This window comes from Streptomyces tremellae (genome assembly GCF_039540215.1).
Taxonomy (GTDB): domain Bacteria; phylum Actinomycetota; class Actinomycetes; order Streptomycetales; family Streptomycetaceae; genus Streptomyces; species Streptomyces tremellae.
Genome location: NZ_BAABEP010000005.1, coordinates 79,668 through 106,145, shown reverse-complemented (window position 1 = coordinate 106,145; position 26,478 = coordinate 79,668). Strand labels below are relative to the sequence as shown.

At 73.7% G+C, this 26,478-nt stretch carries 20 protein-coding genes, 2 pseudogenes and 1 riboswitch; of the genes and pseudogenes, 9 read left to right on the top strand and 13 right to left on the bottom strand.

The window, feature by feature from the left end:
- The first annotated feature begins 63 nt into the window (after positions 1–63).
- From ABEA77_RS06375 to ABEA77_RS06355, 5 genes are all read left to right on the top strand, one after another.
- Positions 64–423 (top strand): STAS domain-containing protein, encoded by a 360-nt coding sequence (locus tag ABEA77_RS06375; RefSeq protein WP_345642391.1) that lies wholly within the window; start codon positions 64–66, stop codon positions 421–423.
- 206 nt (positions 424–629) lie between these two features.
- Positions 630–2,030 carry a dihydrolipoyl dehydrogenase gene (gene lpdA / locus ABEA77_RS06370; RefSeq protein ID WP_345642388.1) on the top strand — a complete coding sequence of 467 codons (1,401 nt, stop codon included), beginning with the start codon at positions 630–632 and terminating at the stop codon, positions 2,028–2,030.
- A gap of 273 nt (positions 2,031–2,303) precedes the next feature.
- Complete coding sequence (locus ABEA77_RS06365; protein ID WP_345642627.1) at positions 2,304–2,516, top strand: CbtB domain-containing protein; 213 nt, start codon at positions 2,304–2,306, stop codon at positions 2,514–2,516.
- 111 nt (positions 2,517–2,627) lie between these two features.
- Complete coding sequence (locus ABEA77_RS06360; RefSeq protein ID WP_345642386.1) at positions 2,628–3,506, top strand: CbtA family protein; 879 nt, start codon at positions 2,628–2,630, stop codon at positions 3,504–3,506.
- A complete protein-coding gene (locus ABEA77_RS06355; protein ID WP_345642383.1) occupies positions 3,503–4,249 on the top strand; it encodes a (2Fe-2S)-binding protein in 747 nt (248 codons plus the stop codon). Before ABEA77_RS06360 ends, ABEA77_RS06355 begins: the two co-directional genes overlap by 4 nt.
- A gap of 56 nt (positions 4,250–4,305) precedes the next feature.
- On the opposite strand, the pseudogene ABEA77_RS06350 reads toward ABEA77_RS06355, so the two are convergent.
- A pseudogene (locus ABEA77_RS06350) lies at positions 4,306–4,617 on the bottom strand (aldo/keto reductase); the annotation flags it as partial.
- 392 nt (positions 4,618–5,009) lie between these two features.
- On the opposite strand from ABEA77_RS06350, the gene ABEA77_RS06345 reads away from it, so the two are divergent.
- On the top strand, positions 5,010–5,654 hold the full coding sequence (locus ABEA77_RS06345; protein ID WP_345642381.1) for an L-threonylcarbamoyladenylate synthase: 645 nt from the start codon (positions 5,010–5,012) through the stop codon (positions 5,652–5,654).
- Between the two features lie 92 nt (positions 5,655–5,746).
- Here the strand turns inward: ABEA77_RS06345 and ABEA77_RS06340 are convergent, their stop codons facing one another.
- Positions 5,747–6,418 (bottom strand): VOC family protein, encoded by a 672-nt coding sequence (locus ABEA77_RS06340; protein WP_345642378.1) that lies wholly within the window; start codon positions 6,416–6,418, stop codon positions 5,747–5,749.
- Positions 6,419–6,663: 245 nt separating this feature from the next.
- Positions 6,664–6,867, top strand: a riboswitch (cobalamin riboswitch).
- A gap of 155 nt (positions 6,868–7,022) precedes the next feature.
- Here ABEA77_RS06340 and metE point away from each other — a divergent pair.
- Positions 7,023–9,347, top strand: a complete 2,325-nt coding sequence (gene metE / locus ABEA77_RS06335; RefSeq protein WP_345642375.1) for a 5-methyltetrahydropteroyltriglutamate--homocysteine S-methyltransferase — start codon at positions 7,023–7,025, stop codon at positions 9,345–9,347.
- An 80-nt stretch (positions 9,348–9,427) separates the two neighbouring features.
- Here metE and ABEA77_RS06330 read toward each other — a convergent pair whose 3' ends face one another.
- The gene (locus ABEA77_RS06330) at positions 9,428–13,249 is read right to left on the bottom strand and encodes a GH92 family glycosyl hydrolase (RefSeq protein WP_345642372.1); all 3,822 of its coding nucleotides are present in this window, start codon (positions 13,247–13,249) and stop codon (positions 9,428–9,430) included.
- Positions 13,250–14,305: 1,056 nt separating this feature from the next.
- Between ABEA77_RS06330 and ABEA77_RS06320 the strand changes: the two are divergent.
- Positions 14,306–14,401 (top strand): annotated as a pseudogene (locus ABEA77_RS06320) (dehydrogenase); the annotation flags it as partial.
- Positions 14,402–14,472: 71 nt separating this feature from the next.
- Here the strand turns inward: ABEA77_RS06320 and ABEA77_RS06315 are convergent.
- The 10 genes from ABEA77_RS06315 to ABEA77_RS06270 form a co-directional block, all read right to left on the bottom strand.
- Entirely contained in the window at positions 14,473–15,711 is a 1,239-nt protein-coding gene (locus ABEA77_RS06315) for a CynX/NimT family MFS transporter (protein ID WP_345642369.1), read from the bottom strand.
- Between the two features lies 1 nt (position 15,712).
- Complete coding sequence (locus ABEA77_RS06310; RefSeq protein WP_345642366.1) at positions 15,713–16,411, bottom strand: FadR/GntR family transcriptional regulator; 699 nt, start codon at positions 16,409–16,411, stop codon at positions 15,713–15,715.
- Between the two features lie 104 nt (positions 16,412–16,515).
- Positions 16,516–17,352 (bottom strand): class II fructose-bisphosphate aldolase, encoded by an 837-nt coding sequence (locus ABEA77_RS06305; protein WP_345642363.1) that lies wholly within the window; start codon positions 17,350–17,352, stop codon positions 16,516–16,518.
- A 70-nt stretch (positions 17,353–17,422) separates the two neighbouring features.
- Complete coding sequence (locus tag ABEA77_RS06300; protein ID WP_345642360.1) at positions 17,423–18,307, bottom strand: SIS domain-containing protein; 885 nt, start codon at positions 18,305–18,307, stop codon at positions 17,423–17,425.
- Positions 18,308–18,412: 105 nt separating this feature from the next.
- Positions 18,413–19,651, bottom strand: a complete 1,239-nt coding sequence (locus ABEA77_RS06295) for a Gfo/Idh/MocA family protein (RefSeq protein ID WP_345642357.1) — start codon at positions 19,649–19,651, stop codon at positions 18,413–18,415.
- A 31-nt stretch (positions 19,652–19,682) separates the two neighbouring features.
- Positions 19,683–20,993 carry an alpha-glucosidase/alpha-galactosidase gene (gene melA, locus ABEA77_RS06290; RefSeq protein WP_345642355.1) on the bottom strand — a complete coding sequence of 437 codons (1,311 nt, stop codon included), beginning with the start codon at positions 20,991–20,993 and terminating at the stop codon, positions 19,683–19,685.
- Positions 20,993–21,940: a carbohydrate kinase family protein gene (locus ABEA77_RS06285; protein ID WP_345642352.1), complete on the bottom strand. Its 948-nt coding sequence runs from the start codon at positions 21,938–21,940 to the stop codon at positions 20,993–20,995. Before ABEA77_RS06285 ends, melA begins: the two co-directional genes overlap by 1 nt.
- Before the next feature lie 64 nt (positions 21,941–22,004).
- A complete protein-coding gene (locus ABEA77_RS06280) occupies positions 22,005–22,892 on the bottom strand; it encodes a carbohydrate ABC transporter permease (RefSeq protein WP_345642350.1) in 888 nt (295 codons plus the stop codon).
- A complete protein-coding gene (locus tag ABEA77_RS06275) occupies positions 22,889–23,836 on the bottom strand; it encodes a carbohydrate ABC transporter permease (protein WP_345642349.1) in 948 nt (315 codons plus the stop codon). Before ABEA77_RS06275 ends, ABEA77_RS06280 begins: the two co-directional genes overlap by 4 nt.
- Positions 23,837–23,846: 10 nt before the next feature.
- Positions 23,847–25,106, bottom strand: a complete 1,260-nt coding sequence (locus tag ABEA77_RS06270; protein WP_345642624.1) for an extracellular solute-binding protein — start codon at positions 25,104–25,106, stop codon at positions 23,847–23,849.
- Between the two features lie 506 nt (positions 25,107–25,612).
- On the opposite strand from ABEA77_RS06270, the gene ABEA77_RS06265 reads away from it, so the two are divergent.
- Positions 25,613–26,371 (top strand): DeoR/GlpR family DNA-binding transcription regulator, encoded by a 759-nt coding sequence (locus ABEA77_RS06265; protein ID WP_345642346.1) that lies wholly within the window; start codon positions 25,613–25,615, stop codon positions 26,369–26,371.
- Positions 26,372–26,478 lie beyond the last annotated feature (107 nt).

Sequence of the window (26,478 nt, the reverse complement as noted above, 5' to 3'; positions counted from 1 at the left end):
CGGGACGGGGCGATGTCTCCCCGTCCCGCTGACGGCGGCTCGGCGGCCCGCTACGCTCCCGGTGTGTCTGCCACGCCTGATCATGACGACCGCCGCGTCGCCGCCGCGCCCGTGCTGGGTGAGGAGTACGCCCTTGACGGGGCGTGGGTGATCCGCGTACGCGGTGACCTGGACCTCGACTCGCTCCCGCCGCTGCGCGCGGCTCTGGAGGCGGCCACCGGCACCCGTCCGGTGACGGTCCTCGACGCGAGCGGGGTGACCTTCGCGGACTCCAGCGCGCTGAACCTGCTCCTGGACACCGCGCAGGCCGCCACCCTGCGGATCGCGGCCCCCTCTGAGGCGCTGCTCCGGCTGCTGCGGATCACCGGAGCCGACCAGGTCCTGCCCGTGTGGCCGGACGTGGCGCGGGCGGCGGCCGGCTGACGGAGCGGTCCGGGGGGCCGCGCGCCGGCTCGCCCGCCGAGCACGTCCGCCGCAGGGGCGCACGTCCGGGCAGGGTGCCCGGGGTGGCCGGAGGGCCGGGGTGCCCGAGGGGCCGGGGTCCCGGGAGGCCGGGAGGCCGGGAGTACAGCCCGGCCTCCCGTCCCGCGTCCGTCGTGGGGCGGCGCACCGTGCGTAGGCTCGGGAACATGACCACACATTTCAACGTCGTCGTCCTGGGCGCGGGCCCCGGCGGGTACACCGCCGCGGTCCGCAGCGCCCAACTGGGCCAGTCAGTGGCGGTGGTGGAGGAGCGCTACTGGGGCGGGGTCTGCCTGAACGTGGGGTGCATCCCCTCGAAGGCCCTGCTGCGCAACGCCGAGCTGGCCCACATCTTCACGCGGGAGGCGAAGACCTTCGGCATCCGCGTGGACGGCACGGTGAGCTTCGACTACCACGAGGCGTACGCCCGCAGCCGCCGGGTCGCCGACGGGCGGGTCAAGGGCGTGCACTACCTGATGAAGAAGAACCGGATCACCGAGTACGACGGGACCGGGACCTTCCTCGACGACCACACCCTCGCGGTGCGCACCGCGGACGGCACGTCCGAGACCCTCACGTTCGACCACTGCGTGATCGCCGCGGGCGCGTCGACCCGGCTGCTGCCGGGAACCTCGCTGAGCGAGCGCGTGGTGACGTACGAGGAGCAGATCCTCAGCGAGGAGCTGCCGGAGAGCATCGTCATCGCCGGCTCGGGCGCCATCGGTGTCGAGTTCGCGTACGTCCTGCACAACTACGGCGTGCAGGTCACCCTGGTGGAGTTCCTCGACCGGCTCGTCCCCCTGGAGGACGAGGAGGTCTCCGCGGAACTCGCCAGGCGCTACCGCAAGCTGGGCGTCAACGTGCTGACCTCGACGCGGGTCGAATCGGTCGACGACTCGGGCGACACGGTGCGGGTGCAGGTGGCCACGGACGGCCGGCGGCAGACCCTGGAGGCCGACAAGGTGCTCCAGGCCATCGGCTTCCGGCCCCGGGTCACCGGTTACGGCCTGGAGAACACGGGGGTGCGCCTGACGGAGCGCGGCGCGATCGACGTGGACGCCCGGTGCCGCACGAACGTCCCGCACATCTACGCCATCGGCGACGTCACGGCCAAGCTCATGCTCGCCCACGCCGCGGAGGCCATGGGCGTGGTGGCCGCGGAGACCCTGGCGGGCGCGGAGACCATGGAGCTCGACTATGTGATGATCCCCCGCGCGACCTACTGCCAGCCGCAGATCGCGAGCTTCGGGTGGACGGAGGCCCAGGCCAGGGAGCGGGGCTTCGACGTGCGGGTGCAGAAGTTCCCGTTCACGGCGAACGGCAAGGCGCACGGTCTGGGCGACCCGGCCGGGTTCGTCAAGATCCTCAGCGACGGCCGGTACGGCGAACTGCTCGGCGCCCATCTCATCGGGCCTGAGGTGACCGAGCTGCTGCCCGAGCTGACCCTGGCTCAGCAGTGGGACCTGACGGTCCACGAGGCGGCCCGCAACGTCCACGCGCACCCCACGCTGGGCGAGGCGGTGAAGGAGGCCCTGCACGGCCTCGCGGGGCACATGATCAATATGTGAGGCGCCCGACACCCCGGCCCCCCCGGCCCGCCTGTCGCCGCGCCGCGCCGGGGCGGCGCGGTGTGGCGGCCGTCTCCCCCCGACCGATTGACGTACCTCGGTCAGGATCCGTAGGCTCCGCGGGTAAGGATGGTGTAAGGAAGCTGGTGAGAGTCCAGCACGGTCGCGCCACTGTGAACGGATCCGCCACGGGTCCGCAGTCAGACACTTCACCATCACGACGCTCCACCCACGCGGGACGCAAGATCCCCGAAGGAGACCCTCGTGAGCAGCATGTCCGCGCCCAGCGCCGCCCCCGCCTCCACCCCGCTCGTCCTGCCGGTCACCAAGGCCGTGCTGTGGCTTGTGGGCGCCGCGGTCGTCGCGCTGGCCGTCTACTACTTCATCGGCGTCGACCAGGGCGCCTACTCCGTGTTCGGCAATGACATGCACGTGCACGAATTCGTGCACGACGCGCGCCACTTCCTCGGCTTCCCCTGCCACTGAACGGCCCCCGGGCCGACTGCCACTGACCGGCTCCGGGCCGACCGACGGAACCTCAGGGACCTCAAGGACCTCAAGGACCTCAAGGACCTCAGGAAAGCGGACTGCTGAACAATGGAAAAACGACTCATACTGCGCGGCGTCCTCGCCGGCGCGGTCGCGGGCCTGCTCGCGTTCCTCTTCGCGCGGATCTTCGCCGAGCCGCTGATCGGCAGGGCGATCGACTACGAGAGCGGGCGCGACGCCGCCCAGGCCGCGCTCGACAAGGCCGCGGGTCTCGCCCCCGAGGCCGCGGACCCCGACATCTTCAGCCGGACCGTCCAGGCCGACGTGGGCATCGGTGTCGGCATGGTCTTCTTCGGCATGGCCATGGGCGCCCTGTTCGCCATCGCCTACGCCGTCTGCCTCGGCCGCGTGGGGAAGTTGCGCGCCCGCAGCCTGGCCATGCTGGTGGCACTCGGCGGGTTCCTCGGCTTCTACCTGGTGCCCTTCGTGAAGTACCCGGCCAACCCGCCCTCCATCGGGCACCCCGACACCATCAGGGAGCGCGGCAACCTGTACCTGGTCATGGTGGGTGCCTCGATCGTGCTCCTCGTCCTGGCCGTCTGGCTCGGCAGGCGCCTCGCCGGGCGGTTCGGCAACTGGAACGCCACGCTGCTCGCCGCCCTCGCCTACGCGGTGGTGATCGGCGTGGTGATGGCGCTGCTGCCGTCGCTCGGCGAACTGAGTGCCAACGTGCAGGAGTTCGGCCACCACGCCACGGAGACGCCGCTGCCGCTGACCGACGCGGAGGGCAGGATCGTCTATCCGGGCTTCCCGGCCGACACCCTGTTCTCCTTCCGCTTCTACTCGGTCGCCGCGCAGCTCATCCTGTGGGGCGCTCTCGGGCTCGTGTTCGCGCCCATGGCGGAGCGGCTGCTCGCCGGGTCGGCAGCGCCCGAACGCGGCCCGGCGCGAGCCGCGGGCCGCGTGGAGCCGGCCGCGGGGGCATGACGGGCCCGGACCCCGGGGCCGCGGCGCTCGACGCGCTCACGGCCGCGGGCCCGTTCTTCGCCGTCGCGGCCCACGGCGCGGACGGCCCGCCGCCCGGCCGGCCGTGGCGGCCGCTCTCCGAGGTCGTCACCGATCCCGCCGTCCTGCCGCGGCGGATCGACGAGGTGCGCGCGCACCTCGCGGGGGCGGCGGGGCAGCCCGCCGACGGCGTCGAGCGGCGGGTGGCCGCGTCCGTGGCCCATCTGGGCCTGGTGGCGCGGGTCCTCTCCCCCTTCTTCGCCCTCGCCGCCCTGGGCTGCACGCCGCGCGTGCCCACGCTGTCCGGGCTCTACTGGATCCCGGTGCCTGGCGGGGCGTTCCCGCTGTCGCTGCCCCGCGCGAGCCTTGCGGGCCGGGGCGGCGCGGTGCCCGAGAGCGCCGCGCCGGTGCTCGACGGCCTTGTCGCTCCCCTCACCGAGGCCGTCGCCGGGCTCCGCGTACCGCGCAGGACCCTGTGGGGGAACGCGGCCTCGGCGGTGAACGGCGCACGCGCCGCGCTCGTCGCCGCACTCCCCCACGCGGGGGACCTGGCCGCCCGCACGGCCCGCGTGTTCCTCGAACACCCCGCCCTGCGCGGCACGTTCGAGGACTCCGGCGGAGCCGCGCCGTTTCGCAGGCGCAGTTGCTGCCTCATCTACCGCGCCCTGCCAGGCACCGACCGGGCCGCCGCGGTCTGCGGCGACTGTGTCCTCGCGGGCCGCTGAGCCCAGCCCGTACCGGCGCGTGAACCCGGCCTCTGACGGCTCACCGTACGGCGCGCTCAGCCGAGGCTGCCCCTGCGGGTCCGCTGCCACAGGTCCACACTGCCCTCGAAGACGGCGTGCTCGTCGATCTCCGCGAGCGCGGCCTCACTGAAGTCGAGCCGGTCGAGGGCCGCGACGTTCTGCTCCAGCTGCCCGACCCGGGAGGCGCCGATCACCAGGGAGGTGACCCGCGGGTCGCGCAGGGCCCAGGCGAGCGCGAGCTGCGCCAGGCCCTGCCCGCGTCGGGCCGCGATGTCGTTCAGGGCGCGCAGCCTGCGCCGCGTCTCCCCGGTGAGCCAGGCGGTGTCGAATGCCTTGTCCTCCGCGGCCGCCACCGCGCCGAGCACCGGGCCGAGGCGCCGGTTGAGCCCGGTGGACACGGCGCCGGGGTGGGCGGCGAGGGCGCGCACCGGACGGCCCGCCGCGTCGAGCCTGCGCCGGAGCTCCAGCGTGAACAGCAGGTTGTCAAGGTTCGACTGCGCGTATGCGGCCGGGGCCCGGTAGGCGCGGCGCTCCCCGTGGGGGTCGTCGCGCTCGACGGGTACGCGCGGCTCGGGGCCCGGCCCGGGGCCGTGCTCGACAGCGGCGGGGACGTCACCGAGCGCCTCACGGCGTTCCGCTGCACCCCCACCCGGCTGACCCGCCTGGTGCCGTGGACGGGCACGACGGGCGCCCCGAGCCGCCCGCTCCGCCGAAGCGCCGGACGGCTAGCATCGCCCGCGTGCCGTACACCACGCAGGTCCACGACTGCCGGACCCCAGAAGCCCTGAAGACCGGTGTCTCCCACGCCACGGAGGCGCTGCGGGCCGGGGCGCTGATCGTCTTCCCGACCGACACCGTCTACGGCGTCGGCGCCGACCCCTTCGACCCGGGCGCGGTCAAGGCCCTGCTGTCCGCCAAGGGGCGCGACGCCGACAAACCCGCCTCCGTCCTGGTGGCCGACGTCGCGGCTGCGGAGACACTGGTCGGCTCCATGCCGCCGGACGCGCGGCGGCTGGCCGAGGCGTTCTGGCCAGGGGCGCTCTCACTCGTCCTGCCCGCGGCCCCCGCTCTCGCCCTCGAACTGGGGAACACCGGAGGGACGGTCATGGTCCGTATGCCCGCCCACCCGGTGGCCCTCGCCCTGCTGCGCGCCGCGGGGCCGGTCGCCCAGTCGAGCGCCAACCTCACGGGCCGGCCGCCCGCGACCACGTGCGAGGAGGCCAGGGCCCAGCTCGGGGACCGCGTCCGCGCGTATCTCGACGGCGGACCGAGCGGGACGCTGCCCTCCACCATCGTCGCGTTCACCGGCGGCTTTGGACCTGCCGTCCTGCGCGAGGGGGCGGTCCCCCGCGCCGCGGTCGAGGAGGCCCTGCGCGGCCTGTGACGCCGCGCGGGCGCGGTGCTCCGCCCGGCCGGGACGGTGCGTGCGGTGCCGGCCGGGTCGCGCCCGTTCCGTGGTGAGGTGGTCCTGCGGTGCTACAGGTCGGCCGGGTCCCTGCGCAGCGTCACCTCGCGCCCCGACGCGGTGCGCACCGTGGCGGCGTGCACGCCCGGCCGGCCGGGCACGAGCACCAGCGGCAACCGCTCGAAGGTCTCGGCACCGATGTGCTCGCGCAGTTCCCCGGCGTCGGCGCTGACCTCAAGCCGGGTCACCGCCGCCCCTCGGTCGCCGCGCTCCACCGCGCCGCGGTCCGGATGGGTGGCGGGGTCGTCGCGGTAGAACCAGTTCGGCAGCCCCCGCCGCCACCCCGCGATCGCACCGTCGGTGCCGGGCGCGGTGGTGATGACGCGCTGGGTGCCGTCGGGCTGGACGCGGCCCGCCGTCCGCGTCACCTCGCCGCCGAGCCGCCGCGCGACCGCGGCCAGTTCCTCGGGGCTGTCGGCCCGCAGGCTCCAGAACATCCACCGGTCGCCGTCCGCGACGGCCCGGTCGAACCAGGCGGCGGCCCCCTCGCCGCGCTCGGCCGCGGGAGCCGTCACCGCCTCGACCTCCAGGTAGACGTCCCCGCCGAGGGGGAAGATCGTGTTGGCGAGGCCGAAGGGGAAGACGCCCCCGTCGTAGTGTGCGAGCCCCGTCTCCTCCCGCACCCGGCGCACGCCGTCGTCCAACTCGCGTACGCCCAGGCAGAGGTGGTCAAGATGAAACATGCCGGTCCTTTCCGGGTTCACCACGTCGCAGCGGGGCTGTACACCCCGTGGGCGAGCACGCCTCCGCCGCGGCGCGCCGGGCCCTGAGGAAGTCGCCCGGCGCATGCCCGCTCCGCCCGCGGAGGCACGCGCACCCCATCCAGGGTGCCCGCTCTCCACCAGGAAGCAGCGGGCGCGTACCGGAATCCGGATGGCCTGGCACGGAGGCCGCGCGGGCCCGTAGGGTGGGTGGCGCAGCTGGTTCGCCCCGTCCGCCAGGCGGTGGCGTCGCAAGAGGGAACCCGGTGGGAATCCGGGACTGCCCCGCAGCGGTGAGCGGGAACGACCGCCGTCATACGCACTGGGCCCCGCGACAGGGGTCTGGGAAGCGACGGCCAGTAGGAATCCGCGTCGGAGACGACGAGGACACGCCCGCGAGTCCGAAGACCTGCCACTGCCCGTACGCGTACCCCACGCGCACGGAACACCGGTGACCTCGTGGGCGGGTCGGCGTGCACCACCGGCGGACGGCCGCGCCTCGCGGGCCGTGCCGCGGGTTGCGTCACCCCTCTCCTCACCACGAGACCCCGGGATCCCAGGGAAACGTCTCTCGAAGGAGAACTCCGTGACCAGCGAGACCACAGCCGCGGCGGCACGGGCCACCGTGTACGGCTACCCGAGGCAGGGGCAGGGCCGCGAGCTCAAGAAGGCGATCGAGGGGTACTGGAAGGGCCGCGTGGACGCCGCCGCCCTCCGCGCCACCGCCGCGGGACTGCGCCGCGCCAACTGGCGCAACCTGGCGGCCGCCGGCCTCGACGAGGTGCCCACGGGCGACTTCTCGTACTACGACCACATGCTCGACACGACCGTCATGGTCGGCGCGGTCCCCGCGCGGCACCGGGCCGCCGTGGCCGCCGACCCGCTGGACGGCTACTTCGCCATGGCCCGTGGCACGCAGGACGTCGCGCCGCTCGAAATGACCAAGTGGTTCGACACCAACTACCACTACCTCGTACCCGAGTTGGGCCCCGACACCGCCTTCTTGGCCGACTCGGCCAAGCAGGTCGCCGAGGTCCGCGAGGCGCTCGCACTCGGCCTCGCCGCCCGGCCTGTCCTGGTCGGCCCCGTCACCTATCTGCTGCTGTCGAAGCCCGCGCCGGGGGTCGCGGCCAGCTTCGACCCGCTGACCCTGCTCGACCGGCTGCTGCCCGTCTACGCGGAGGTGCTCGCCGACCTGCGCGCGGCGGGTGCCGAGTGGGTGCAACTGGACGAGCCCGCCCTGGTCCAGGACCGCACCCCTGCGGAGCTGAACGCCACCGCGCGCGCCTACCGCGACCTGGGCGCCCTCGCCGACCGGCCGCGGCTGCTCGTGGCCTCCTACTTCGACCGGCTGGGCGACGCCCTGCCCGTACTGGCGGCTTCGCCCGTCGAGGGCCTCGCGCTCGACTTCACCGGGCCGGCGGCCGCCAACCTGGACGCGCTCGCCGCCGTCGGCGGCCTGCCGGGCAAGCGGCTCGTGGCGGGCGTCGTCGACGGCCGCAACATCTGGGTGAACGACCTGGAGAAGTCCCTCAGCACGCTCGGCACACTCCTGGGACTCGCCGACCGGGTCGACGTGTCGGCGTCCTGCTCCCTGCTGCACGTCCCGCTGGACACGGCGGCCGAGCGCGACATCGACCCGCAGATCCTGCGCTGGCTCGCCTTCGCGCGGCAGAAGACCGCGGAGGTCGCCGCCCTCGCGCGGGGCCTGGCGCGGGGCACGGACGCGATCGCCGCCGAACTCGCCGTGAACCGGGCGGCGCTGGCCTCCCGCGCCGCCTCGCCCGTCACCCGCGACCCGGCCGTCCGCGCCCGCGCCGCAGCCGTCACCGAGGCCGGGACCCGCCGCTTTCTGCCCTACCCGGAGCGGGCCGCCGCGCAGCGCGCACGGCTCGGCCTGCCGCTGCTGCCGACGACCACGATCGGCTCCTTCCCGCAGACCGGCGAACTGCGGGCGGCGCGCGCCGACCTGCGCTCGGGTCGGATCGGTACCGAGGAGTACGAGGAGCGGATCAGGGCCGAGATCCGGGACGTGATCTCCTTCCAGGAGAAGACGGGACTCGACGTGCTGGTGCACGGCGAGCCCGAACGCAACGACATGGTGCAGTACTTCGCCGAGCAGCTCACCGGCTACCTCGCCACCCGGCACGGCTGGGTCCAGTCGTACGGCACCCGCTGCGTGCGTCCGCCGATCCTCGCGGGCGACATCGCACGCCCCGGGCCGATGACGGTGCGCTGGACGGCGTACGCGCAGTCCCTCACCGACCGTCCGGTCAAGGGCATGCTGACCGGTCCCGTCACCATGCTCGCCTGGTCCTTCGTCCGTGACGACCAGCCGCTCGGGGAGACGGCGCGGCAGGTGGCGCTCGCGCTGCGCGACGAGGTGAACGACCTGGAGGCGGCCGGTACCGGGGTGATCCAGGTGGACGAGCCCGCGCTGCGCGAGACGCTGCCGCTGCGCGCCGCCGACCGCCCCGCCTATCTGGCGTGGGCCACCGAGGCGTTCCGGCTCACCACGGGGGGCGCCGCGCCCGTCACCCAGATCCACACGCACATGTGCTACGCCGAGTTCGGCGACATCGTCGGGGCCATCGACGACCTCGACGCGGACGTCATCAGCCTGGAGGCGGCCCGCTCGCACATGCAGGTCGCCCACGAGCTCGCGGGCCACGGCTATCCGCGCGAGGCGGGCCCCGGTGTCTACGACATCCACTCACCGCGGGTGCCGAGCGCCGAGGAGGCCGCCGCGCTGCTGCGCGCCGGGCTCGGGGCGATCCCCGCTGAGCGGCTCTGGGTCAACCCGGACTGCGGGCTGAAGACCCGGGCCTGGCCGGAGACCCGCGCTTCGCTCGAACACCTGGTCGCCGCCGCCCGCACGGTCCGCGCGGAGCTGGGCGGCCCGTCGGTCTGATCCCGGCGCGGTGCGAAGGCCCCGGGCCCGCGCCGTGTGCGGCGCGGTCCCGGGGCCCGGGGTGCGGGTGCGTGCCGGGGTCAGTGCAGCAACTCGACCTCCGCGAGGGTGCTTTCGTGGTCCGCCACCAGCCGGTAGTGCGTGTACGCGCCCGGGTGGGCGACGGTGAACGGGCGGGTCTGCTTGTCCCACGTGAAGGACTGCCCGGAGCGCCGGTCCACGGTCGTCCAGTGGCTGTTGTCGGTGGAGCCCTGGAGCACCCAGCCGTCCGGGGCCTTGGCGCGGTCCGCGGAGGTCAGGGTGTACTGCACGCCTTCCACCGGGGCGCCCGAGGTGCCGAGCGGCAGGTCGACGGCGGTGAACGAGGCCGATGTGTCGGAGGTGTCGTCGAACAGGGCACCGGGGCCCGAGAGGGCGTCGGTGCGCGGCGTCGGGGCCGTGTCGCCCTGGGTGATGGAGGCGGGTCCGTCCTTCTCGCCGCTGCCCCAGGCGGAGGGCCGCGGCCCCATCGCGAAGTCCAGCGTCCCGCCCTTGACGAGCAGGTCGTGCGGGAGAGACGTGGAGTCCCACCGCTTGCCGTTGAACTTCACGCCCTGGATGTAGACGTTGCGTGAGCTGTTCCTCGGCGCGTTGACCGTCAGGGTCCGTCCGTTGTCGAGGTGCAGGGTGGCCTGCTGGAACAGCGGGGAGCCGATGGTGTAGTCGCCGCTGCCCATCACGAGCGGGTAGAAGCCGAGCGACGAGAAGATGTACCAGGCCGACTGCTCGCCGTTGTCCTCGTCGCCGTGGTAACCCTGTCCGATGTCGCTTCCGGTGTAGAGCCGGGACAGCACCTCGCGGACCTTTGCCTGCGTCTTGTACGGCTGGCCGGCGGCGTCGTACATGTACGTGATGCCGTGCGCGGGCTGGTTGCTCTGGCCGAGCTCGCCCATCCGGGTGTCCCTGGCCTCGGTCATCTCGTGGATGACGCCGCCGTAGGAGCCGGGGAACTGGGCCGTCTCGGGCGTCGAGAAGAACGTGTCGAGCTTCTTCGCGAGGCCGGCGCGGCCACCGTAGATGTCCGCGAGGCCGCGGGTGTCCTGGGGCACGGTGAAGGAGTAGCCCCAGCCGTTGCTCTCGGTGTAGTCGCCGCCCCAGTCGCGCGGGTCGTACTGGCCGGGCGGCAGGTGCCAGTTGCCCTGGTCGTCGCGGCCCTGGAAGAAGCCGACCTGCTTGTCGTAGAGCTCGACGTAGTCCTGCGCCCGGTTGCGGAAGTAGGCGGACTCGTCGGCGTACCGCTTCTTGTGGGTCTTCTGGTAGAGGGCCTTGCCCATCTGGGCGATGCCGTAGTCGTTGACGTACCCCTCCATGGCCCAGGAGAAGCCCTCGCCGGTGCTGGTGGTGGTGTAGCCGAGGAACGGCGAGGTGTTCATGCCCTTGCGGCCGACGCCCGAGGAGGGCGGGACGACGGTGGCGTTCTTGACCGCGGCGTCGTAGGCGGCCTCGGCGTCGAACTTCACGCCCTTGAGGTACGCGTCGGCGAAGGCGATGTCCGACGAGGTGCCGGTCATCAGGTCGGCGTAGCCGGGCGAGGACCAGCGCGACATCCAGCCGCCGTCCTTGTACTGCTGGACGAATCCGTCGACCATCTCGCCCGCCCTCTGTGGCGTGAGCAGCGAGTAGGCCGGCCAGGTGGTCCTGTAGGTGTCCCAGAAGCCGTTGTTGACGTACACCTTGCCGTTGACGATCTTGGCGCCGGTGTGGGTAGCGGTGTCGGGCCCCGGCATCGCGGAGAACGGGCTGGCGTAGCGGTAGACCGGCTTCTTCTTCGAACCGGTGTTCTCGAAGCCGGAGTTCGGGTAGAGGTAGAGCCGGTACATGTTCGAGTAGAGCGTGGTGAGCTGGTCCTGGCTCGCGCCCTTCACGGTGATCCGGCCCATCAGCTTGTCCCACTGCGCGCGGGCCGCGTCGCGTACCTTCTCGTACGAGGTGCCTGCCGGGATCTCCTGCGCCAGGTTGGCCTTGGCCTGGTCGACGCCGATCAGCGAGGTCGCCATGCGCAGCGTCACCGTGCGGCCGTGCCGGGGCGCGAACTTCAGATAGCCCGTGACACCGCTCGAACCGCCCTCGGTGACGGGCGCGTCGAAGGTGCCGTACACGAACAGGCGGGTGGCGCCCGTGGACAGGCCGCTCTTGACGTCGGAGTAGCCGGTGAAGGTGCCGTTGTCCTTGTCGAGGGTCAGGCCGCCCTGCTGGGAGACGTTGTCGAAGACGACGGACGCGTCCTTGCCCGGGTAGGTGAAGCGCATGACCGCGGCGTGGTCGGTGGGCGCGACCTGTGCCGTGAGCCCGTTCTCGAAGGTGACGCCGTACTCGTAGGGCCGCGCCTCCTCGTTGTCGTGGCGGAAGGCGAGCGCCCGTCCGGTGCGCGAGGTGTCGGGCTTGCCCGCGGCGGCCGACGGCATGACCTGGAAGGTCTGCCGGTCGCCCATCCAGGGGCTGGGCTCGTGGCTGAGGCCGATCGCCTGCATCTCGGGGAGGTTGTCGGCGTTGTTCTGGCTGGCGTAGTTGTAGAGCCAGCTGTCGGAGCTCGCGTCGGTGACCGGGGTCCAGAAGTTGAAGCCGTTCGGCACGGCGGTCGCGGGGAAGTTGTTGCCGCGCGAGAAGCTGCCGCTGGAGTTGGTGCCCCTGGTGGTCAGCGCGTAGTCGGAGAGGTGCGCCTTCGGCTTGGCCGGCGGGGTCACTGCGAGGCCGATGTCGTCGACCCAGCCCTGGAACTTGGCGGGTCCCTTGGGGGCGTCGTACGCGACGAGGATGCGCGCCACGGTCTTGCCCGCCGCGACGTCGCCGATCCGCGAGACGCGGTGGTTCCACTGGTTGACGTAGAGGGACTTCGAGTCGCCCTGGCCGCGCGGGCTGAGTCCGAAGCCGTTCTGGTCGACGGCGCCGAGGCCGCTGAGGTACGTGCCGTCGGTGAACGCCAGGTCGACGGAGACGTTGGTGGCCTGGTAGTCCAGGTCGCCACTGGCCATCGCGGGGAAGATCTCGTACGAAAGCTGGGTGTCGCGGCGCACCGCGACGTCGGCCTTGAAGACCTTGTTGTACGAGTAGCCGCGGCCTGCGGCGGTCTGCGAACCGGCGTAGCGCAGCGCGCTCTTGCCGGTGAAGCCCATGCCGGTCTTGGCGGTGGGCGAGGTGGCGGGGCCGCTGTCGACGCGGCTGAGCATCTGCGGGGGCGGCGGCGCGGCGGAGCCGGCGGCGACGAGTTGCAGGTCCGCCAGCTGGGTGGCGTCGGTGGCGCCGTTGTTGGCGGTGATCTCCAGCCGGTAGTGGGCGTACGCGGCCGGCCGGCCCGTGAGGTCGTAGCTCTGTGTCTGCTGCCGCTTGGCGAAGGACTCGCCGTCCCGGGTGTCGAGCGTCTTCCAGTCCTCGCCGTCCGTCGAGCCTTGCAGCGCCCACGACTTGGGGTCGCGCTCGGCGTGGTCGTTGGCGGAGGTCAGGGCGTAGCCGGTGAGGGCGGCCGGGGAGTCGAGGTCGTAGGTGACCTGGGCGGTGGTGGTGAAGGCGAGCCACTTGCTGGAGGCGTCGCCGTCGGCGAGGTTGCGGGCGACCTCACCGCCCTGGGTGTTCTCGCTGCTCGCCGCGACGGCGGTCACATGGTCGTTGAGGTTGCCGGGGACCCCACTCGTGAACGCGCCGTCGACCCCGGAGACCTTGCCGCGCTCGGCGGTGTCGGTCCAGGTCGGGGCCGGGTCACCGGCCTCGAAGGAGGAGCTGAAGGACGTCTTCGCGGGGTGCGCGGGGCTCGCCGATGCCGCGTAGGCACCGCCCTGCGCGGACGCCACGAGGGTGAGCGCGGCCAGTCCCGCGACGAGAGCCGGTCTCCGCCTGCGGCGGCGGTCCCTGGGGTGTGAGTGCTGCATACGGGGACTCCCGTGAGGTGTGGACAACGTTGTCAGGACCCTGCCACGTCACCCTAGACGGGCAGGAGTGGTGTCAGTCAAGGGTGTTGCGCCGGATCGGCCTCATGGGAGGTCAGGTTATGCGCCGGGGAGGGGTGTTCGGGCGCGCCGGGACGCCCCGGCCGCCCGCGGGGCCGGGATCCGCGGGGTCGCGATCCGCGGGGCCGGGATCCGCGGGGTCGGGATCCGCGGGGTCGGGGTCGGGTGGGGGCGCCGCGCCGCCCCCCACCTCCCCTGGCGCGCGGGCGGCGAGGACACTCCGGCTCGGAAGCGGCCCGACGCGCCGGGAGGTTCGCCGTGCACCCGCTTGAACAGCCATGTGAAGGCGTGCGGTTCGGGGCGCCGGCGGCGGCGGAGAACTCCGCGTCCCGCCGGCCCGCGTGCCGCGGGCCGGCGGGACGGCGGGACGGGCGCGAGTCCGTACAGCGCCATGGCCGCCGGCGCGACGGCGGCGGGCCTGGCGTCCCGCTGCCGCTCGGGGGCGAGGCCGCGGGCGGTCGGGGAAGTCCGCCGCGGGCTCGGCTCGCCCCGATGTCACGGGCGACGGGCCGCTTCAGCTGCCGCGCTCCGGCCCGGTCGCACTCCCGCGCTGGACGGCCCGCGCGCCTACGGGGCCGTGGCCGCCCGGCGCACCCCGTTCAGGCGGGCGGGCCCTGGGCGCGTGGCCGGCTCCGGGAGGCCGGTGCGGGCGCCTGACTCGCGGACGTCCCGCTCACGCGCATCCGCCTCACGGGCATCCCGTCCACGGGCATCCGCCTCACGGGCATCCGGCCCACGGAGATCCGGTCCACGGACATTCAGCTCACGGGCATCACGCTCACGGAGATCCGGTTCACGGGCGTCCGCGAGGCCGGCCGCGGCGCGTACGAGTGCCGCCACCGCGCGGGAGCGGCTGCTCGCCGGCCAGGCCACCACCGCGGTGACCTCGGGCGCGTCGACGACGGGCACCGCGACGTGCTCGGGGCACTGCCAGGCGCGGCTCGACGCCGGAATGACGAGGAGCGTCCTGCCGAGCGCCAGCAGGGTGCCGCGATCGCCGTCCGGCTGGCCACCTTGCCGGACGACGGGCAGCGCGGCGGCTTCTTCGACGACGAAGGCGCCGTGCCCTGGTGACCCGGGTGTGCGGGAGGGACGGCGCCGGCCCGCGCCGTCCCTCCCGCACACCGCGTCCGTGGTGTCCGTTGCTACCGCGTCCCGGACTCCGGGGCGGCCTCCGGCGCGGGGACGCGGCGGTCGCGGCCGGCCCCGTGCCCGGCGGCGGCCATGGCGAGGCTGACCGCGGCGAGGAGGACGAGCGGGACGGTCCAGCCGCCGGTGCCGTCGTGCAGGGCACCCAGCAGGAGCGGTCCCGTCGCGGCCACCAGGTAGCCGATCGACTGCGCCATGCCGGCCAGCGCTGCGGCCTGTCCGGGGCCGCCGGCGCGCTGGCTCTGGAAGCCGAGGGCGAGCACGAGGCACGCGCCTCCGCCGAGGCCGAGCAGGGTGCAGGCCACCACCGTCACCGCGGGGACCAGCAGGAGCAGGAATCCGGCGGCGACGAGCAGCGACGCGCCCGCCGCGGTGAAGCGCTGGTCGGGGCGGCCTCGGGTGGCCAGCGGTACGACCAGGCCCGCGGTGAGCGCGACGACCTGGTAGTAGAACAGCATCCACCCGGCCGCGGTGCTGCTCATGCCCTGGCGGGCCAGGATGCTCGGGAGCCACGCGATGATCGTGTAGAAGCCGAAGGACTGAAGGCCCATGAAGAAGCTGACCTTCCAGGCGAGGGCGGACCGCCAGGGTGTCGGGGCGGGCGCCGCGCCGGTGCTCGCGGCCGGCGTGTCCCCGCGCGTGCGCAGCAGCCAGACGGGCAGCGCGGCGACCGCGAAGACGATCCCCCAGGCCAGCCCGGTGTGCCAACCCCCGGGCAGCGCGTGCGCGACGGGCACGGAGATGCCGGAGGACACGGCGGCCACGAGGCCCATCACGGTCACGTAGAGCGCACTGACGGTGTGGATGCGCGGCCCCGGCACGTGCCGGCGGATCACGGCGGGCAGCAGGACGTTGCCGCAGGCGATCGCCGCGGAGAGGACCGCCGTGCCGGCGAACAGGGCGATGTCGGAGGGCAGCGAGCGGATGACCGTGCCGCAGGCGAGGACGGCGAGCGAGCCCGCGAGGAGCTTCGCCGTCCCGTAGCGGTGCGAGGCGCGCGCGACGAGCGGCGAGGTCGCGGCGAACGTCAGCAGGGGCAGGGTGTTCAGCAGGCCGCCCCAGGTGGAACTGAGGCCGCTGCCGCGTTCGATGTCGGGCAGCAGGGTGCCGACGCCCGTCAGGGTGGCCCGGAGGTTCGCCGCGACCAGCAGGACCGCGACGAGCAGGCCGACCGGTGCGGCGGGGGCCGGTAGCCGGGTGCCGCGGCCGGGGGCCGTGGCGTCCGGCGCGGTCACGTCAGCGCTCCTCTCCACCGGTGCTCCTTCCGGGGTTGAAGGCGACGATCACGCTCACGCAGTGCCGGGCGCCGACCTCGTCGCGCGCGGTGATCGCCTCGACCAACCGGGCGTGCAGGCGGGCGTGTTCGACCACGGCGCCGGTGTCCCACGGCAGGTCGCCGAGGACCGCGGAGACCGCGGCGCCGAGGTGCTCGTACATCTCGATCAGCAGCGCGTTGCCGCTCGCCCGGACGACGGCCTCGTGGAAGCGGGCGTCGGTGCGTGCCACCGCCGCCATGTCCCCGGTCCGCGCGACGGCGCCCGCCTCGTCGGCCAGGGCGCGCAGCCGGTCCAGGTCCTCGTCGCTGCGGCGCAGGGCGGCGGCGCCCGCCGCGTACTCCTCCAGCACGGCGCGGAGTTCGAGCACGTCGTCCCCGCGCGACGCGCCGGCGCGCCGCACCAGCGCGGACTGGAGCTCGCTCGACGCCCTGACGTACGTCCCGTCGCCGACGCGCGCCTCAAGGAGCCCGAGGTGGACCAGGGCGCCGAGCGCCTCGCGCAGCGTGCTGCGCCCGACGCCCAGCCGCTCCACCAGCTCGTGCTCGGCCGGGATGCGCGTGCCCACCGGCCACGCCCCCGAGGTGATCTGCTCCCGCAGGCTCTCCACCACCTGAGCCGACAGGCTCGCCGCACGGCGAGGCGCCCGAAGATTGTTCATGGATCGATCCTATATTCAAATGTCTGATGTCTGGCATCCACCGCCCGCGGGCTCAGGCGACATCCACCGCCCGCGGGCTCAGGCGACATCCACCGCCCGCGGGCTCAGGCCGCATCCACCGCCCGCAGGCACCAGGCCGCGGCCTCGACGACCGCCGCCCGGCCCTCGGCGAGCCAGGGGCGGGGGTCGTGCTCCTCGGGGGACGCGGCGAGTGACGCGCGCACCGCGTCCGTGAAGGCGACGCTCAGCAGGGTGCCGAAGTTGATTTTGGTCATGCCGTGCCGTACGGCGTCCCGCAGCTGGGCCGCCGGGACCCCGGAGGAGCCGTGCAGGACCAGCGGCACGGGGACCTCCGCGGCGATGCGGGCGACGAGGCCGAGGTCGAGGCGGGCGGTGCGGTCCTTCATGGCGTGGCTGCTGCCCACCGCGACCGCGAGCGCGTCGACCCCGGTGGCCTCGACGAACTCCCGTGCCTCGCGGGGATCGGTGCGGACGCCTGGGGTGTGCGCGGAGCCCTTCTTGCCGCCGATGGCGCCGAGTTCGGCCTCGACGTACAGGCCCTGCCCGTGGGCCCACTCGGCGGCGGCCCTGGTGGCCTTCACGTTGTCCTCGTCACTCAGCCGCGAGGCGTCGAACATCACGGACCCGGCGCCGCACTCGGCGGCGCGGTGCAGCAGGGCGGTGTCCTCGACGTGGTCGAAGTGGAGGGCGAGCCGGGCGCCGCTCGCCCGCGCGAGGGCACCGACCGCGGCGGCCAGCGGAGCGACGTCACCGTGGTGGCGTGCCGCGTTCTGGCTGATCTGGACGATCGCCGGGAGGCCGGTCCGCTCGGCGGCGAGGACGACGGCCTCCGCGTGTTCGAGGGTGATGACGTTGAGGGCCGCGACGCCGGTGCCCGCGGCGCGGGCCGCGGAGACGAGGGCGGAGGTGGTGGTGAGCACGTCGGGTACTCCTGCCGTGTGGTGCGCCCGCGGGGGGGCGCGTTCGGACGGGGGCGCGGTCTCGCGGGCGCTACGGCCTCGGCTTCAGCACGACGGACCGGCTCAGGGAGCGCGGGCGGTCCGGGTCGAGGCCCCGGCGGCGCGCCGTCGCCTCCGCGAGGCGCTGCACGCGTACGAGGTCGGCCTGCGGGTCCTGCGGGTGGTCGACGAAGGCGGCGCCCGTGGGGGCTACGTCCGCCGCGAGCCCCGCGGTGTCCTCGCCGAAGTGCCAGACGAGGCGGTGCGGGGCCGCGATGCTGATGGGCCCGTGGCGGTACTCCATGCTTGGGTACGCCTCCGTCCACGCCTGCGCGGACTCCCTCATCTTGAGGCCGGCCTCGCGGGCCACGCCGTGGGCCCAGCCGTCCCCGAGGAAGGTGATCTGTTCCGCCGCCAGCCACGCCTCGGGCAGCGGCTCCCCCAGGGCGGTCTCGGCGGCGCGGGCCAGCGGCTCGACGTCCTCGCCGAGGGAGGCACGCAGCGCGGTCAGCGCGGTCGTCGCGAACAGCGTCTGGACGACGGAGCGTTCGTCGGCGAAGGCGAGGTCCACGAGGTGGTCGGCGGCCGTCGCGACCGGGGTGGCGGTGTCGGCGGTGAGGGCAACCGTGGGGCAGGTCCCGCGCACACGGCCGAGCACGTCGAGCACCTCGGTCGTGGTGCCGGAGCGGGTGATGGCGACGACCCGGTCGTAGGCGCGGCCCGCGGGGAAGGCCGACGCCGCGAAGAAGTCGCTCTCGCCGAGGCCGCGGGACTCGCGCAGGACGGCGTACGCCTCGGCCATGAACCAGGACGTGCCGCAGCCGACGACGGCGACCCGCTCCCCCGGGGCCGGCAGGCCGCGCCAGGAGGCGGCCGTCTCCGCGGCCCTGCGCCAGGCGTCCGGCTGGCGGGCGATCTCGTCGCTGGTGAAGGACATGTGTGCTCCCGTGACTGGTCGGGTGGCCCAGGAGGGCCCTGAGTGGCTGGTGGACTGCGGGTTCCGGTGGACTGCGGCACCGGCCCGCGGCGGGTGGGGCGCGGCTCACCGGGTGCCGGCACCCCCCGGCGGGGCTCCCGGACGGCTGCGCTGGTGTTTGGCGAAGTACCTGGCGAGGTCGGGCGCGAGCGGTTCCACGGGCGTGCGGTTCCCCCCGGTGCGCAGCGAGCGGGTGGCGGCGACGCCCGCGGCCACCGCCTCGCGGGCGGCGACGGGCGAGGTCTCGGTGGGGCCGCCCACTGCCGCGAAGCGCAGGAACTCCCCGACCAGGGCGGCGTCGGCGCCGCCGTGCGAGGAGTCGTCGCCGCTCAGGGTCTCCACGAGGTCGGCCCGCGGACGGTAGCCGGAGCGGCGCGTGTTCCAGACCTTGATCACGGGCGCGTCGTCCTCCAGGCCGTCGCCGAAGTTCTCCATGCGACCCCGGTCCCCGATGACCGTGTAGTTGCGCCAGTAGTCGGGGGTGAAGTGGCACTGCTGGTAGCTCGCGAGCACCCCGTTGTCCAGGCGGCCGACCAGCATGCTGATGTCCTCGACGTCGATCACGGGGTTCAGCCCGGTGAGCGCCGCCGGCGGCCAGACGTCCGGGGCGAACCAGTCCGGCATGCGCGCGGCGCCGTCCTCCCGCTCCTCGGCTCCCGTCCCCGGGCGGCGCGGGTTGCCGCCGTACACGGCCAGGTCCCCGAGGGCCACCACGTCCCTGGTGTACCCCCCGGCCAGCCAGTGGATCGCGTCCAGGTCGTGGGCTCCCTTCTGGAGCAGCAGGCTGTTGGTGCGGGCTCGTTCGGCGTGCCAGTCCTTGAAGTAGTAGTCGCCGCCGTGTCCGACGAAGTGCCGGCACCACACCGCGCGGACCGTTCCGACGAGGCCCTCGTCGATCATCTCCCGCATGCGGCGGAGCACCGGCAGGTGGCGCAGGTTGTGGCCGACGTAGAGACGCGTACCCGAGGTGAGGGCCGCGCGCAGCAGCCGGTCGCAGTCCGCCACGGTGATGGCGAGTGGCTTCTCCACGAAGACGGGGACGCCCCGGGCGAGGAAGAACAGCGCGGGGCCGAGATGGCGGTCGTCCGGTGTGAGGACGAACACGGCGTCGAGGCCGTCGTCCGCCATGTCCTCGTAGCGGGTGTGGACCGCGACGTCCCGGCCGAACAGCCGGGCGGCGTCGGCCCGGCCGCGCTGCGACACGTCCGCGCACGAGACGACGCGGGCGGTGCCCGGCCGGTTCGCCGCGGTCGCCAGGGGGGCTCGCTGGCCGACCCCGACGACTCCGATGCGCAGTTCGTTCATCGTTGCGGGCCCTCCGGGGGTGAGTGACGGTTCAGTGGCCGAGGGTGGCGCGCAGCGACGGCTGGAGGAGGTCGCCGTGGGCGCGCACCATGGCGTCGCACAGGTCCCAGATCTGCTCCACGGTCAGGCTCGCCGCGGTCGCCGGGTCGGTCATGGCCGCGTGGCGGATGTGGCGCGGCTCGTCGGCCACGGCGGCGCGCACCACGAGGTCGTTCGTGCTGAGGTACGTGCGGTTGAGCGCTGCGAGCTGTGGCGGCAGCTCCCCGATCCTGGTGGGCCGCACGCCCGTGCCGTCGACCAGGCAGGGCACTTCGACGGTGCCCTCCGCGGGCAGGTTGCCGATCAGGCCGCGGTTGGGCACGTTGCCGTAGACGGTGCGCGGGACCCCGGTGGTGATGCTGTGGATGATCTGGGGCGCGTACTCCAGAGTGGACTCGACGGGGAGCGGCCGGCCCGCGGCGAGCGCGGCACGGGTCCTCTCGTACGCTGCCGTGTTCTCGTCGACGATGTCGAGGTAGGCGCCCACCGGCAGGCGCAGCCGGCTGATCTCGCTGTCGTGGTGGAGGTACCAGGGCACGTACTCGCTGGAGTGCTCGCTGGTCTCGGTCGGGTAGTAGCCGAGCCGCCGGTACATGTCCACGCGCACCCTGCGCCGGAGCTGCTCGTCCTCGGCGATGAGGGCGTCGAGCCTGGGGTAGAGGTCGACGCCCTCGTGTTCGAGGCTCAGGACCCACGCCTGGTGGTTGACGCCCGCCGCGTGGTAGCGGACCTCGTCCTGGGGCACGCCGAGGAGCGCGGAGAGGTCGTGGATGGTCCAGTACACGGAGTGGCAGAGCCCGACGACGCGGGTCAGGCCGGTGGCGCGGGTGAGGTACTGGACGTTCATCGCCATCGGGTTGGTGTAGTTGAGCAGCCACGCGTCGGGGCAGACTGCGGCGATGTCCTCGCCGAGCGCCTTCAGCAGCGGGAACGTGCGCAGGGCGCGGAAGATGCCGCCGATGCCGAGGGTGTCGCCGATGGTCTGGCGCAGGCCGTGGCGCGCGGGCACCTCGAAGTCGGTCCTGGTGGACTCGCGCATGCCGACCTGGACGATGTTGATGACGAAGTCGGCGCCCTCCAGGGCCTCGCGCCGGTCGGCGTGTGCGGTGACGACCGGTGCCGCGCCCCGCTCGGCGGCGATGAACCGGGCGGCTCCCTCGGCGGTGGCCAGGCGTTCCGGGTCGATGTCGTGGAGGGCGACGCGGGCGTTCTTGAGCTCGGGGAAGCTGAAGAGGTCGGCGAGCAGCCCCTGGGTGAAGACGACGCTTCCCGCGCCGACGAACACGATCTTCTTGGCGGTCATCAGTGGTTCTCTCCGTCGTGGGCGAGGGCCGCGAGGGCTTCGGCCCAGGTGGGTTGTGCGGCGGTGCCGCCGCGGGCGCGGGTGGAAAGGGCGCCGCAGGCCGCGGCGATCCGCAGGGCGCGGCCGGGTTCCTCGCCCGCGAGGACGGCGGCGAGATAGCCGGCGTCGAAGCTGTCGCCCGCCCCCACGGTGTCCTGTGGCTCGACGGGGACACTGCCGGCCCTCGACGGTGTGCGGCCGTCGTGGGCGAGCGCCCCGCGCGCGCCGTCCTTGACCACGACGAGCGGGCCGCGGGCGGCGAGGTGCGCCGCGGCCCGCTCCAGGTCGCTCTGGCCCGCGAGCGCGAGGGCCTCCCGGGCGTTGGGCAGCAGGATGTCGGTGGCGGGCAGGACGGCGGCGATGCCGCTGGGGTCCCAGCGGCCCGAGGGGTCGTCGTTGGTGTCGAGCGAGGTCGTGGCGCCGTGGTCGCGGGCCGTGCGCAGCAGGCCGGGGAGCCCGGCCGCGAGCGCGGGCATCAGGAAGTACGACGCCGCGTGCACGTGCCTGCTGGTGGTGAGGAGGCGCTCGGGCACGTCGCCGGGTGCGACGGCGGCGAGGGTGCCGGGGGCCGTGAGGATGGCGCGGTCCTCGCCGCGTGCGACCACCGCGGTCAGCGGGGTGCTCAGGCCGGGGTCGACGCGCAGCGCTCTGGTGTCGACTCCCCTGTCCTCCAGGGCGGCGCGCACGAACCGCCCCGCGCCGTCGTCACCGATCCGGCCCGCGAGGGCGACGGACAGCCCGAGCCTGGCGGCGCCGCAAGCGGTGATGGCGGCGGAGCCGCCGAGGGTGAGCACGCCGTCGGACACGAGTTGTTCGCGCTGGCCGAAGGCGAGCGGCTCGTCGAGCGGGCCGAGTACGACATCGGGGTTGGCGTCCCCGACGACCAGGAGGTCGAAGGTGTGCGGCATGGGTCTTCCTGTGGAGGTGGGCGGCGTACGGCGGTCGCGGCGCACGGCGGGCGCGCGGGCGGTGTCACCCCTTGAGGCCGCTGGAGGTGATGGACTGGATGAACGACTTCTGCGCGCCGAGGAAGGCGAGCAGGACGGGGAGCACGGTGATCACGTTGCCCGCCATGACGGCCGCCCACTGGGTGTGGTGCTGGCCCTGGAAGGTGGTGAGGCCCAGCTGGAGTGTGTACTGCGTGTCGTGGTTGATGGCGATCAGCGGCCAGGTCAGGTCGTTCCACGTGCTGAGGAAGGTGAGGACGGCGACGGTGCTGAGCGCGGGCCGCGACAGCGGGAGGACGATCCGGAACAGCACGCGCAGGCGGGAGCAGCCGTCGATCCAGGCGGCCTCCTCCAGTTCCCTGGGCAGCGAGAGGAAGAACTGCCGCAGCAGGAACACGGCGAACGGCGTCACGAGCGAGGGGACGATCAGCGCGCCGAGCGTGTCGATGAGCCCGAGTCGCTTCATGACGAGGAACGTCGGGATCATCGTGAGCTGGAAGGGGATCGCCATGGTGGCGAGCATCAGGACGAGCAGCACGCGGGAGCTGGCGAACCGCATCCGGGCGAAGGCGTAGCCGCCGAGCGAGCCGAGCACCAGGTTGGAGGCGACGGCGGTCGCGGAGACGATCAGCGAGTTCGCGAACCAGCGGGGGAACATGCCGTTGCCGAGCACGTACCGGTATCCGTCCAGGTGGATGCCTGACGGCCAGAGCGCGGGCGGGAAGCGGTTGATCTCGGCGTTGCTCATCACGGAGCTGAGCAGCAGCCACACCAGCGGCAGGGCGAACAGCAGGGCGAGCGGCGCGAGCAGCAGGTGCCAGCCGCTGAAGGGCAGCCGCCGGCGCCTGCGGGGCGCACCGGGGGCGGGCGCGGGGCGCAGCGCGCCGGAGGACCGGGTGGTGGTCGCGGTCATCGGGCTGTCCTCTCCGTGGCGGCACCGCGGCGCCTCGCGAGCCGCATGCCTCCCGAGATCACCAGGAGTGCCAGCGCGAGGACGTACGCCGCTGCCGCGCCGTAGCCGGCGGTGAAGTTCTTGAACGCCTGCTCCCAGATGAAGTAGACGATGACGGTGGTCGATCCGAGCGGGCCGCCCTTGGTCGTGACGTAGACGAGGTCGAAGACCTGGAGGGCGCTGAGCGTCTGCCACATGACGAGGAAGACGCTGACGGGCCTGAGTGTCGGCAGCACGACGTGGCGGAGCACCTGCCACCGTCCGGCGCCGTCGAGCCTGGCCGCCTCGACGAGGAGGTGGGGTACGTCCTGGAGGGCGGCGAGGTAGATGACCACGCAGAATCCGGTGCCGCTCCACAGGGAGATCCCCACCAGGACGGGCAGCGCCTGCGACGGGTCGGTGAGGAAACCCTGGGAGGGCAGGCCCATCGCGTGCAGCACGGAGTTGGCCGCGCCGAACTCGGGGTCGAGGATGAAGGAGAACAGCACCCCCTGGGCGGTCTCCGAGATGACGAACGGCACGAAGATCAGAGTCCGGTAGAGGCCGACCAGGCGTATGCGCCGGTTGAGCGCGAGGGCGAGCGCCAGCCCGAGCAGCATGCTGAGCGGGACGTAGGCGACCGTGTACAGCAGGGTGTTGCGCACGGCCTGGCTGAAGTGGGGGTCGAGGGTGAGCGCACGGTAGTTGTCGAGCCCCACCCATCTGCTGGGCGTCACCAGGTCGTCGACCTGGAAGGACAGCAGGAGCGACCAGATGACGGGCACGACGCTCAGGCCGAGGATGACGAGGACGGCCGGCAGGACGAAGCCGTAGGCGGTGGCGGACTCCCTGCGGCGCGCCCTGCGCCGTGCGCGCAGTTGCGCCGCATGGTCGGGCAGCGTGAACGGAGCGGGCAGGTGCGGCATGGGTGGCTCCTCAGCGCGGGATGACGAGGGCGGCCCTGGAGTCGGCGGCGCACGCGCGCATCGCCTCCGCCGGGGAGCTGCGGCCCAGCAGTACGGACACGACGGCCTGCCCGAGTGCCGTGGAGACCTCGGGATACGCGGGGTGCACGGGGCGCACCCGCGCGGTCTGAAGGGCCTTGGTGAACACGTCGAGGCCCCGCGTGCCCGCTTCCTTGGCGCGCCAGGCGCTCTCCTCCTCGCTGCGCCTGCTGAGGGGGAGGCTGCCCGCCTCGACGTCCCAGCGGACGTCCTGGCCGGGCTGGGCGAGCCAGGACACGAAGGTGCGGGTGGCGCGGGCCCGCGCCCCGCCGTTGTCGAAGGCCGTCCAGGTGTCGGGGCCCGAGATGGTGAGGGGCCGGCCCGAGTAGCTGGGCAGCGGCACCACCTCGTAGTCGATGCGGGCCTGGCGGATGTCGGGGAGCTGCCAGGGCCCGGTGACGACCATGCCCATCCGGCCGGAGGCGAAGACCTGGTACATCTGCTCGCTGCCCGGCTTCGGATCGACGTAGACACTCTTGTCCCCGGCGAGGGCGGCCACCGTCTCCAGGGCCCGCACCCCCGCCTTCGCGAAGCCGATGCCGCGGCCGTCCGGCGCGATGACCTCGCCGCCGAGGTCCCACACCATCGGCCACAGCCGCCAGACGGTGTCCTCGTCCCCGACGCCGGGCCAGCCGGTGCCGAATACCCCTGTGCGGGCGTCGGTGAGGGACCGGGCGGTGCGCCTGAAGTCGTCCCAGGTCCAGCCCGCCTCCGGCAGGGGGACGCCCGCGGCACTGAACAGCTTCCTGTTGCAGACCACGGCGAGCGAGTCCAGCAGGGCGGGGGACGCCCTGAGGCGGCCGTTGACCGTGACGGCGGCCCTGGCGGGCTCCCAGTAGCTCTGCCAGGGCGTCGGCCCGTGGCGCAGGGTGTCCGTGAGGTCGAGCACCTGGGGGCTGCGGGCGACTCCCGCGAGGTCGGAGCCGAAGATGTAGGCGAGGTCCGGGTAGGTCCCCGAGGCGAGGGCCGCGGTGACCTTCTGGAGCATCGCGTCGGCGAGCACGCCGCCCCCGAGGTCCACCCTGATGTGCGGATGGGCGCGGGTGAAGGCGGCGACCAGGCCCTTGAGCGCCTTGAGTCCCGTGTCGGTCTGGCCGTGCCACATCTCGATCGTGACGCGCCCGTCCTGGCCCACCCCGTCGGACCCCGACGCCCCGCAGGCGGCCAGGGCCGCGGCGGCGGCGGCGCCCATGCCCGCGCGCAGCACGGTCCTGCGCGTACGGCCGGCTGGCGGGTGCTGGCCAGGAGCCACGGGGTACCTCCGGTGAGCGTGCGTACGGGGGGCGGGACGAGGGTGTGAGGTGGCAGGGGCGGGGCTACGGCAGGCCGGTGCGGAACGGGCGGGTGTCCGTGCCGCGGCGGGCGCGGGCCGGCGGGTCCCACGGGCGGCCGCGGCACCGGTCGGGGCGGGAGGAGCGGATGTGCACGTGGGTCTCCGACTGCGCGAGGGCACGGCCCCGCCTCGGGTGCTGCGCACCCTGGCGACTGTGTCCGGGCTTGCGGCTGGGCGCCGCCCACCGGCTGGGCGTACCTCTGACGCCGTGTGCAGCGGTGGCGTCGACAGCAGTTAATCGAGCAGTTTTCGTCATGTCAAGAGCGTGAAACTGATCAGAATTGCGCACATTGAACAGGCCATCCCGGCGCCGCGACCGATATCGGCCGACGTGGGCGGGTGTTCGCCTGGCTATGCTTTCGGGCATGCTGAGAACCGAGCGCCATGCGCGCATCCTTGAGCACGTGACCGCGAAGGGCAGCGCGGGCGTGGAGGAGCTCTCACGGATGCTGGACGTCTCGGGGGCCACCATCAGGCGCGATCTCCAGCAGCTGCACGCGCTGCGCCTCCTGCGGCGCACCCACGGCGGGGCCTCCGTCGGCACCTTCGGCCTCGAAGCGCCGCTCCAGTACCGCAGCGAGCGCAGGCGGCCGGAGAAGGTGGCCATCGCGCGCGCCGCCGCCGCGCTGGTGCCGCAGGACGCGGTGGTCGGACTGACGGGCGGCTCCACCGCCATGGCGATCGCCCGCCTACTCGCCGAGCGCGGCCCCGTCACCATCGTCACCAACGCGGTCGACATCGCAGCGGAGCTCATCCTGCACCGGGACGTCACCCTCGTGGTCATCGGCGGCACCGCCCGCAGGGAGAGCTACGAACTGGTGGGCCCCCTGGCGGAGAAGACGCTCGCCGAGTACCACACGGACATCGCGTTCCTCGGTGTGGACGGCATCGGCGCGGCCCACGGCTGCACGACACACGACCAGTTGGAGGCCGCCACCGACCGCGCTTTCACCGAGAACAGCAGCCACACCGTCGTCGTGGCCGACAGCTCGAAGATCGGCAAGGTGACACTGGCGCGGATCTGCCCGCTGTCCAAGGTCGGGCATCTCGTCACCGACTCCGGTGCCCCGCAGGAGGAGTTGACGAGGATCACGGCGGCCGGGGTGTCCGTCACGACCGTCTGAGCACGGCCGCGCCGCGCGGGGCCCGCCGGCCGGGGGTGCGGACCGCCGGCACGGGCCGGGGTGCGGCAACGCCCCCGGCCCCGCGCCGGGGGCCGGGAGCGGGGGCC

What these genes read in the sequence shown, in the direction of transcription:
- ABEA77_RS06310 (WP_345642366.1), bottom strand. Translation starts at nt 16,411, where the DNA reads ATGAACAATCTTCGGGCGCCTCGCCGTGCGGCGAGCCTGTCGGCTCAG.
- ABEA77_RS06275 (WP_345642349.1), bottom strand. Translation starts at nt 23,836, where the DNA reads ATGCCGCACCTGCCCGCTCCGTTCACGCTGCCCGACCATGCGGCGCAA.
- ABEA77_RS06300 (WP_345642360.1), bottom strand. Translation starts at nt 18,307, where the DNA reads ATGTCCTTCACCAGCGACGAGATCGCCCGCCAGCCGGACGCCTGGCGC.
- ABEA77_RS06330 (WP_345642372.1), bottom strand. Translation starts at nt 13,249, where the DNA reads ATGCAGCACTCACACCCCAGGGACCGCCGCCGCAGGCGGAGACCGGCT.
- lpdA (WP_345642388.1), top strand. Translation starts at nt 630, where the DNA reads ATGACCACACATTTCAACGTCGTCGTCCTGGGCGCGGGCCCCGGCGGG.
- ABEA77_RS06280 (WP_345642350.1), bottom strand. Translation starts at nt 22,892, where the DNA reads ATGACCGCGACCACCACCCGGTCCTCCGGCGCGCTGCGCCCCGCGCCC.
- ABEA77_RS06265 (WP_345642346.1), top strand. Translation starts at nt 25,613, where the DNA reads ATGCTGAGAACCGAGCGCCATGCGCGCATCCTTGAGCACGTGACCGCG.
- ABEA77_RS06270 (WP_345642624.1), bottom strand. Translation starts at nt 25,106, where the DNA reads ATGGGCGCCGCCGCCGCCGCGGCCCTGGCCGCCTGCGGGGCGTCGGGG.
- ABEA77_RS06340 (WP_345642378.1), bottom strand. Translation starts at nt 6,418, where the DNA reads ATGTTTCATCTTGACCACCTCTGCCTGGGCGTACGCGAGTTGGACGAC.
- melA (WP_345642355.1), bottom strand. Translation starts at nt 20,993, where the DNA reads ATGACCGCCAAGAAGATCGTGTTCGTCGGCGCGGGAAGCGTCGTCTTC.
- ABEA77_RS06285 (WP_345642352.1), bottom strand. Translation starts at nt 21,940, where the DNA reads ATGCCGCACACCTTCGACCTCCTGGTCGTCGGGGACGCCAACCCCGAT.
- ABEA77_RS06365 (WP_345642627.1), top strand. Translation starts at nt 2,304, where the DNA reads ATGTCCGCGCCCAGCGCCGCCCCCGCCTCCACCCCGCTCGTCCTGCCG.
- ABEA77_RS06355 (WP_345642383.1), top strand. Translation starts at nt 3,503, where the DNA reads ATGACGGGCCCGGACCCCGGGGCCGCGGCGCTCGACGCGCTCACGGCC.
- ABEA77_RS06295 (WP_345642357.1), bottom strand. Translation starts at nt 19,651, where the DNA reads ATGAACGAACTGCGCATCGGAGTCGTCGGGGTCGGCCAGCGAGCCCCC.
- ABEA77_RS06360 (WP_345642386.1), top strand. Translation starts at nt 2,628, where the DNA reads ATGGAAAAACGACTCATACTGCGCGGCGTCCTCGCCGGCGCGGTCGCG.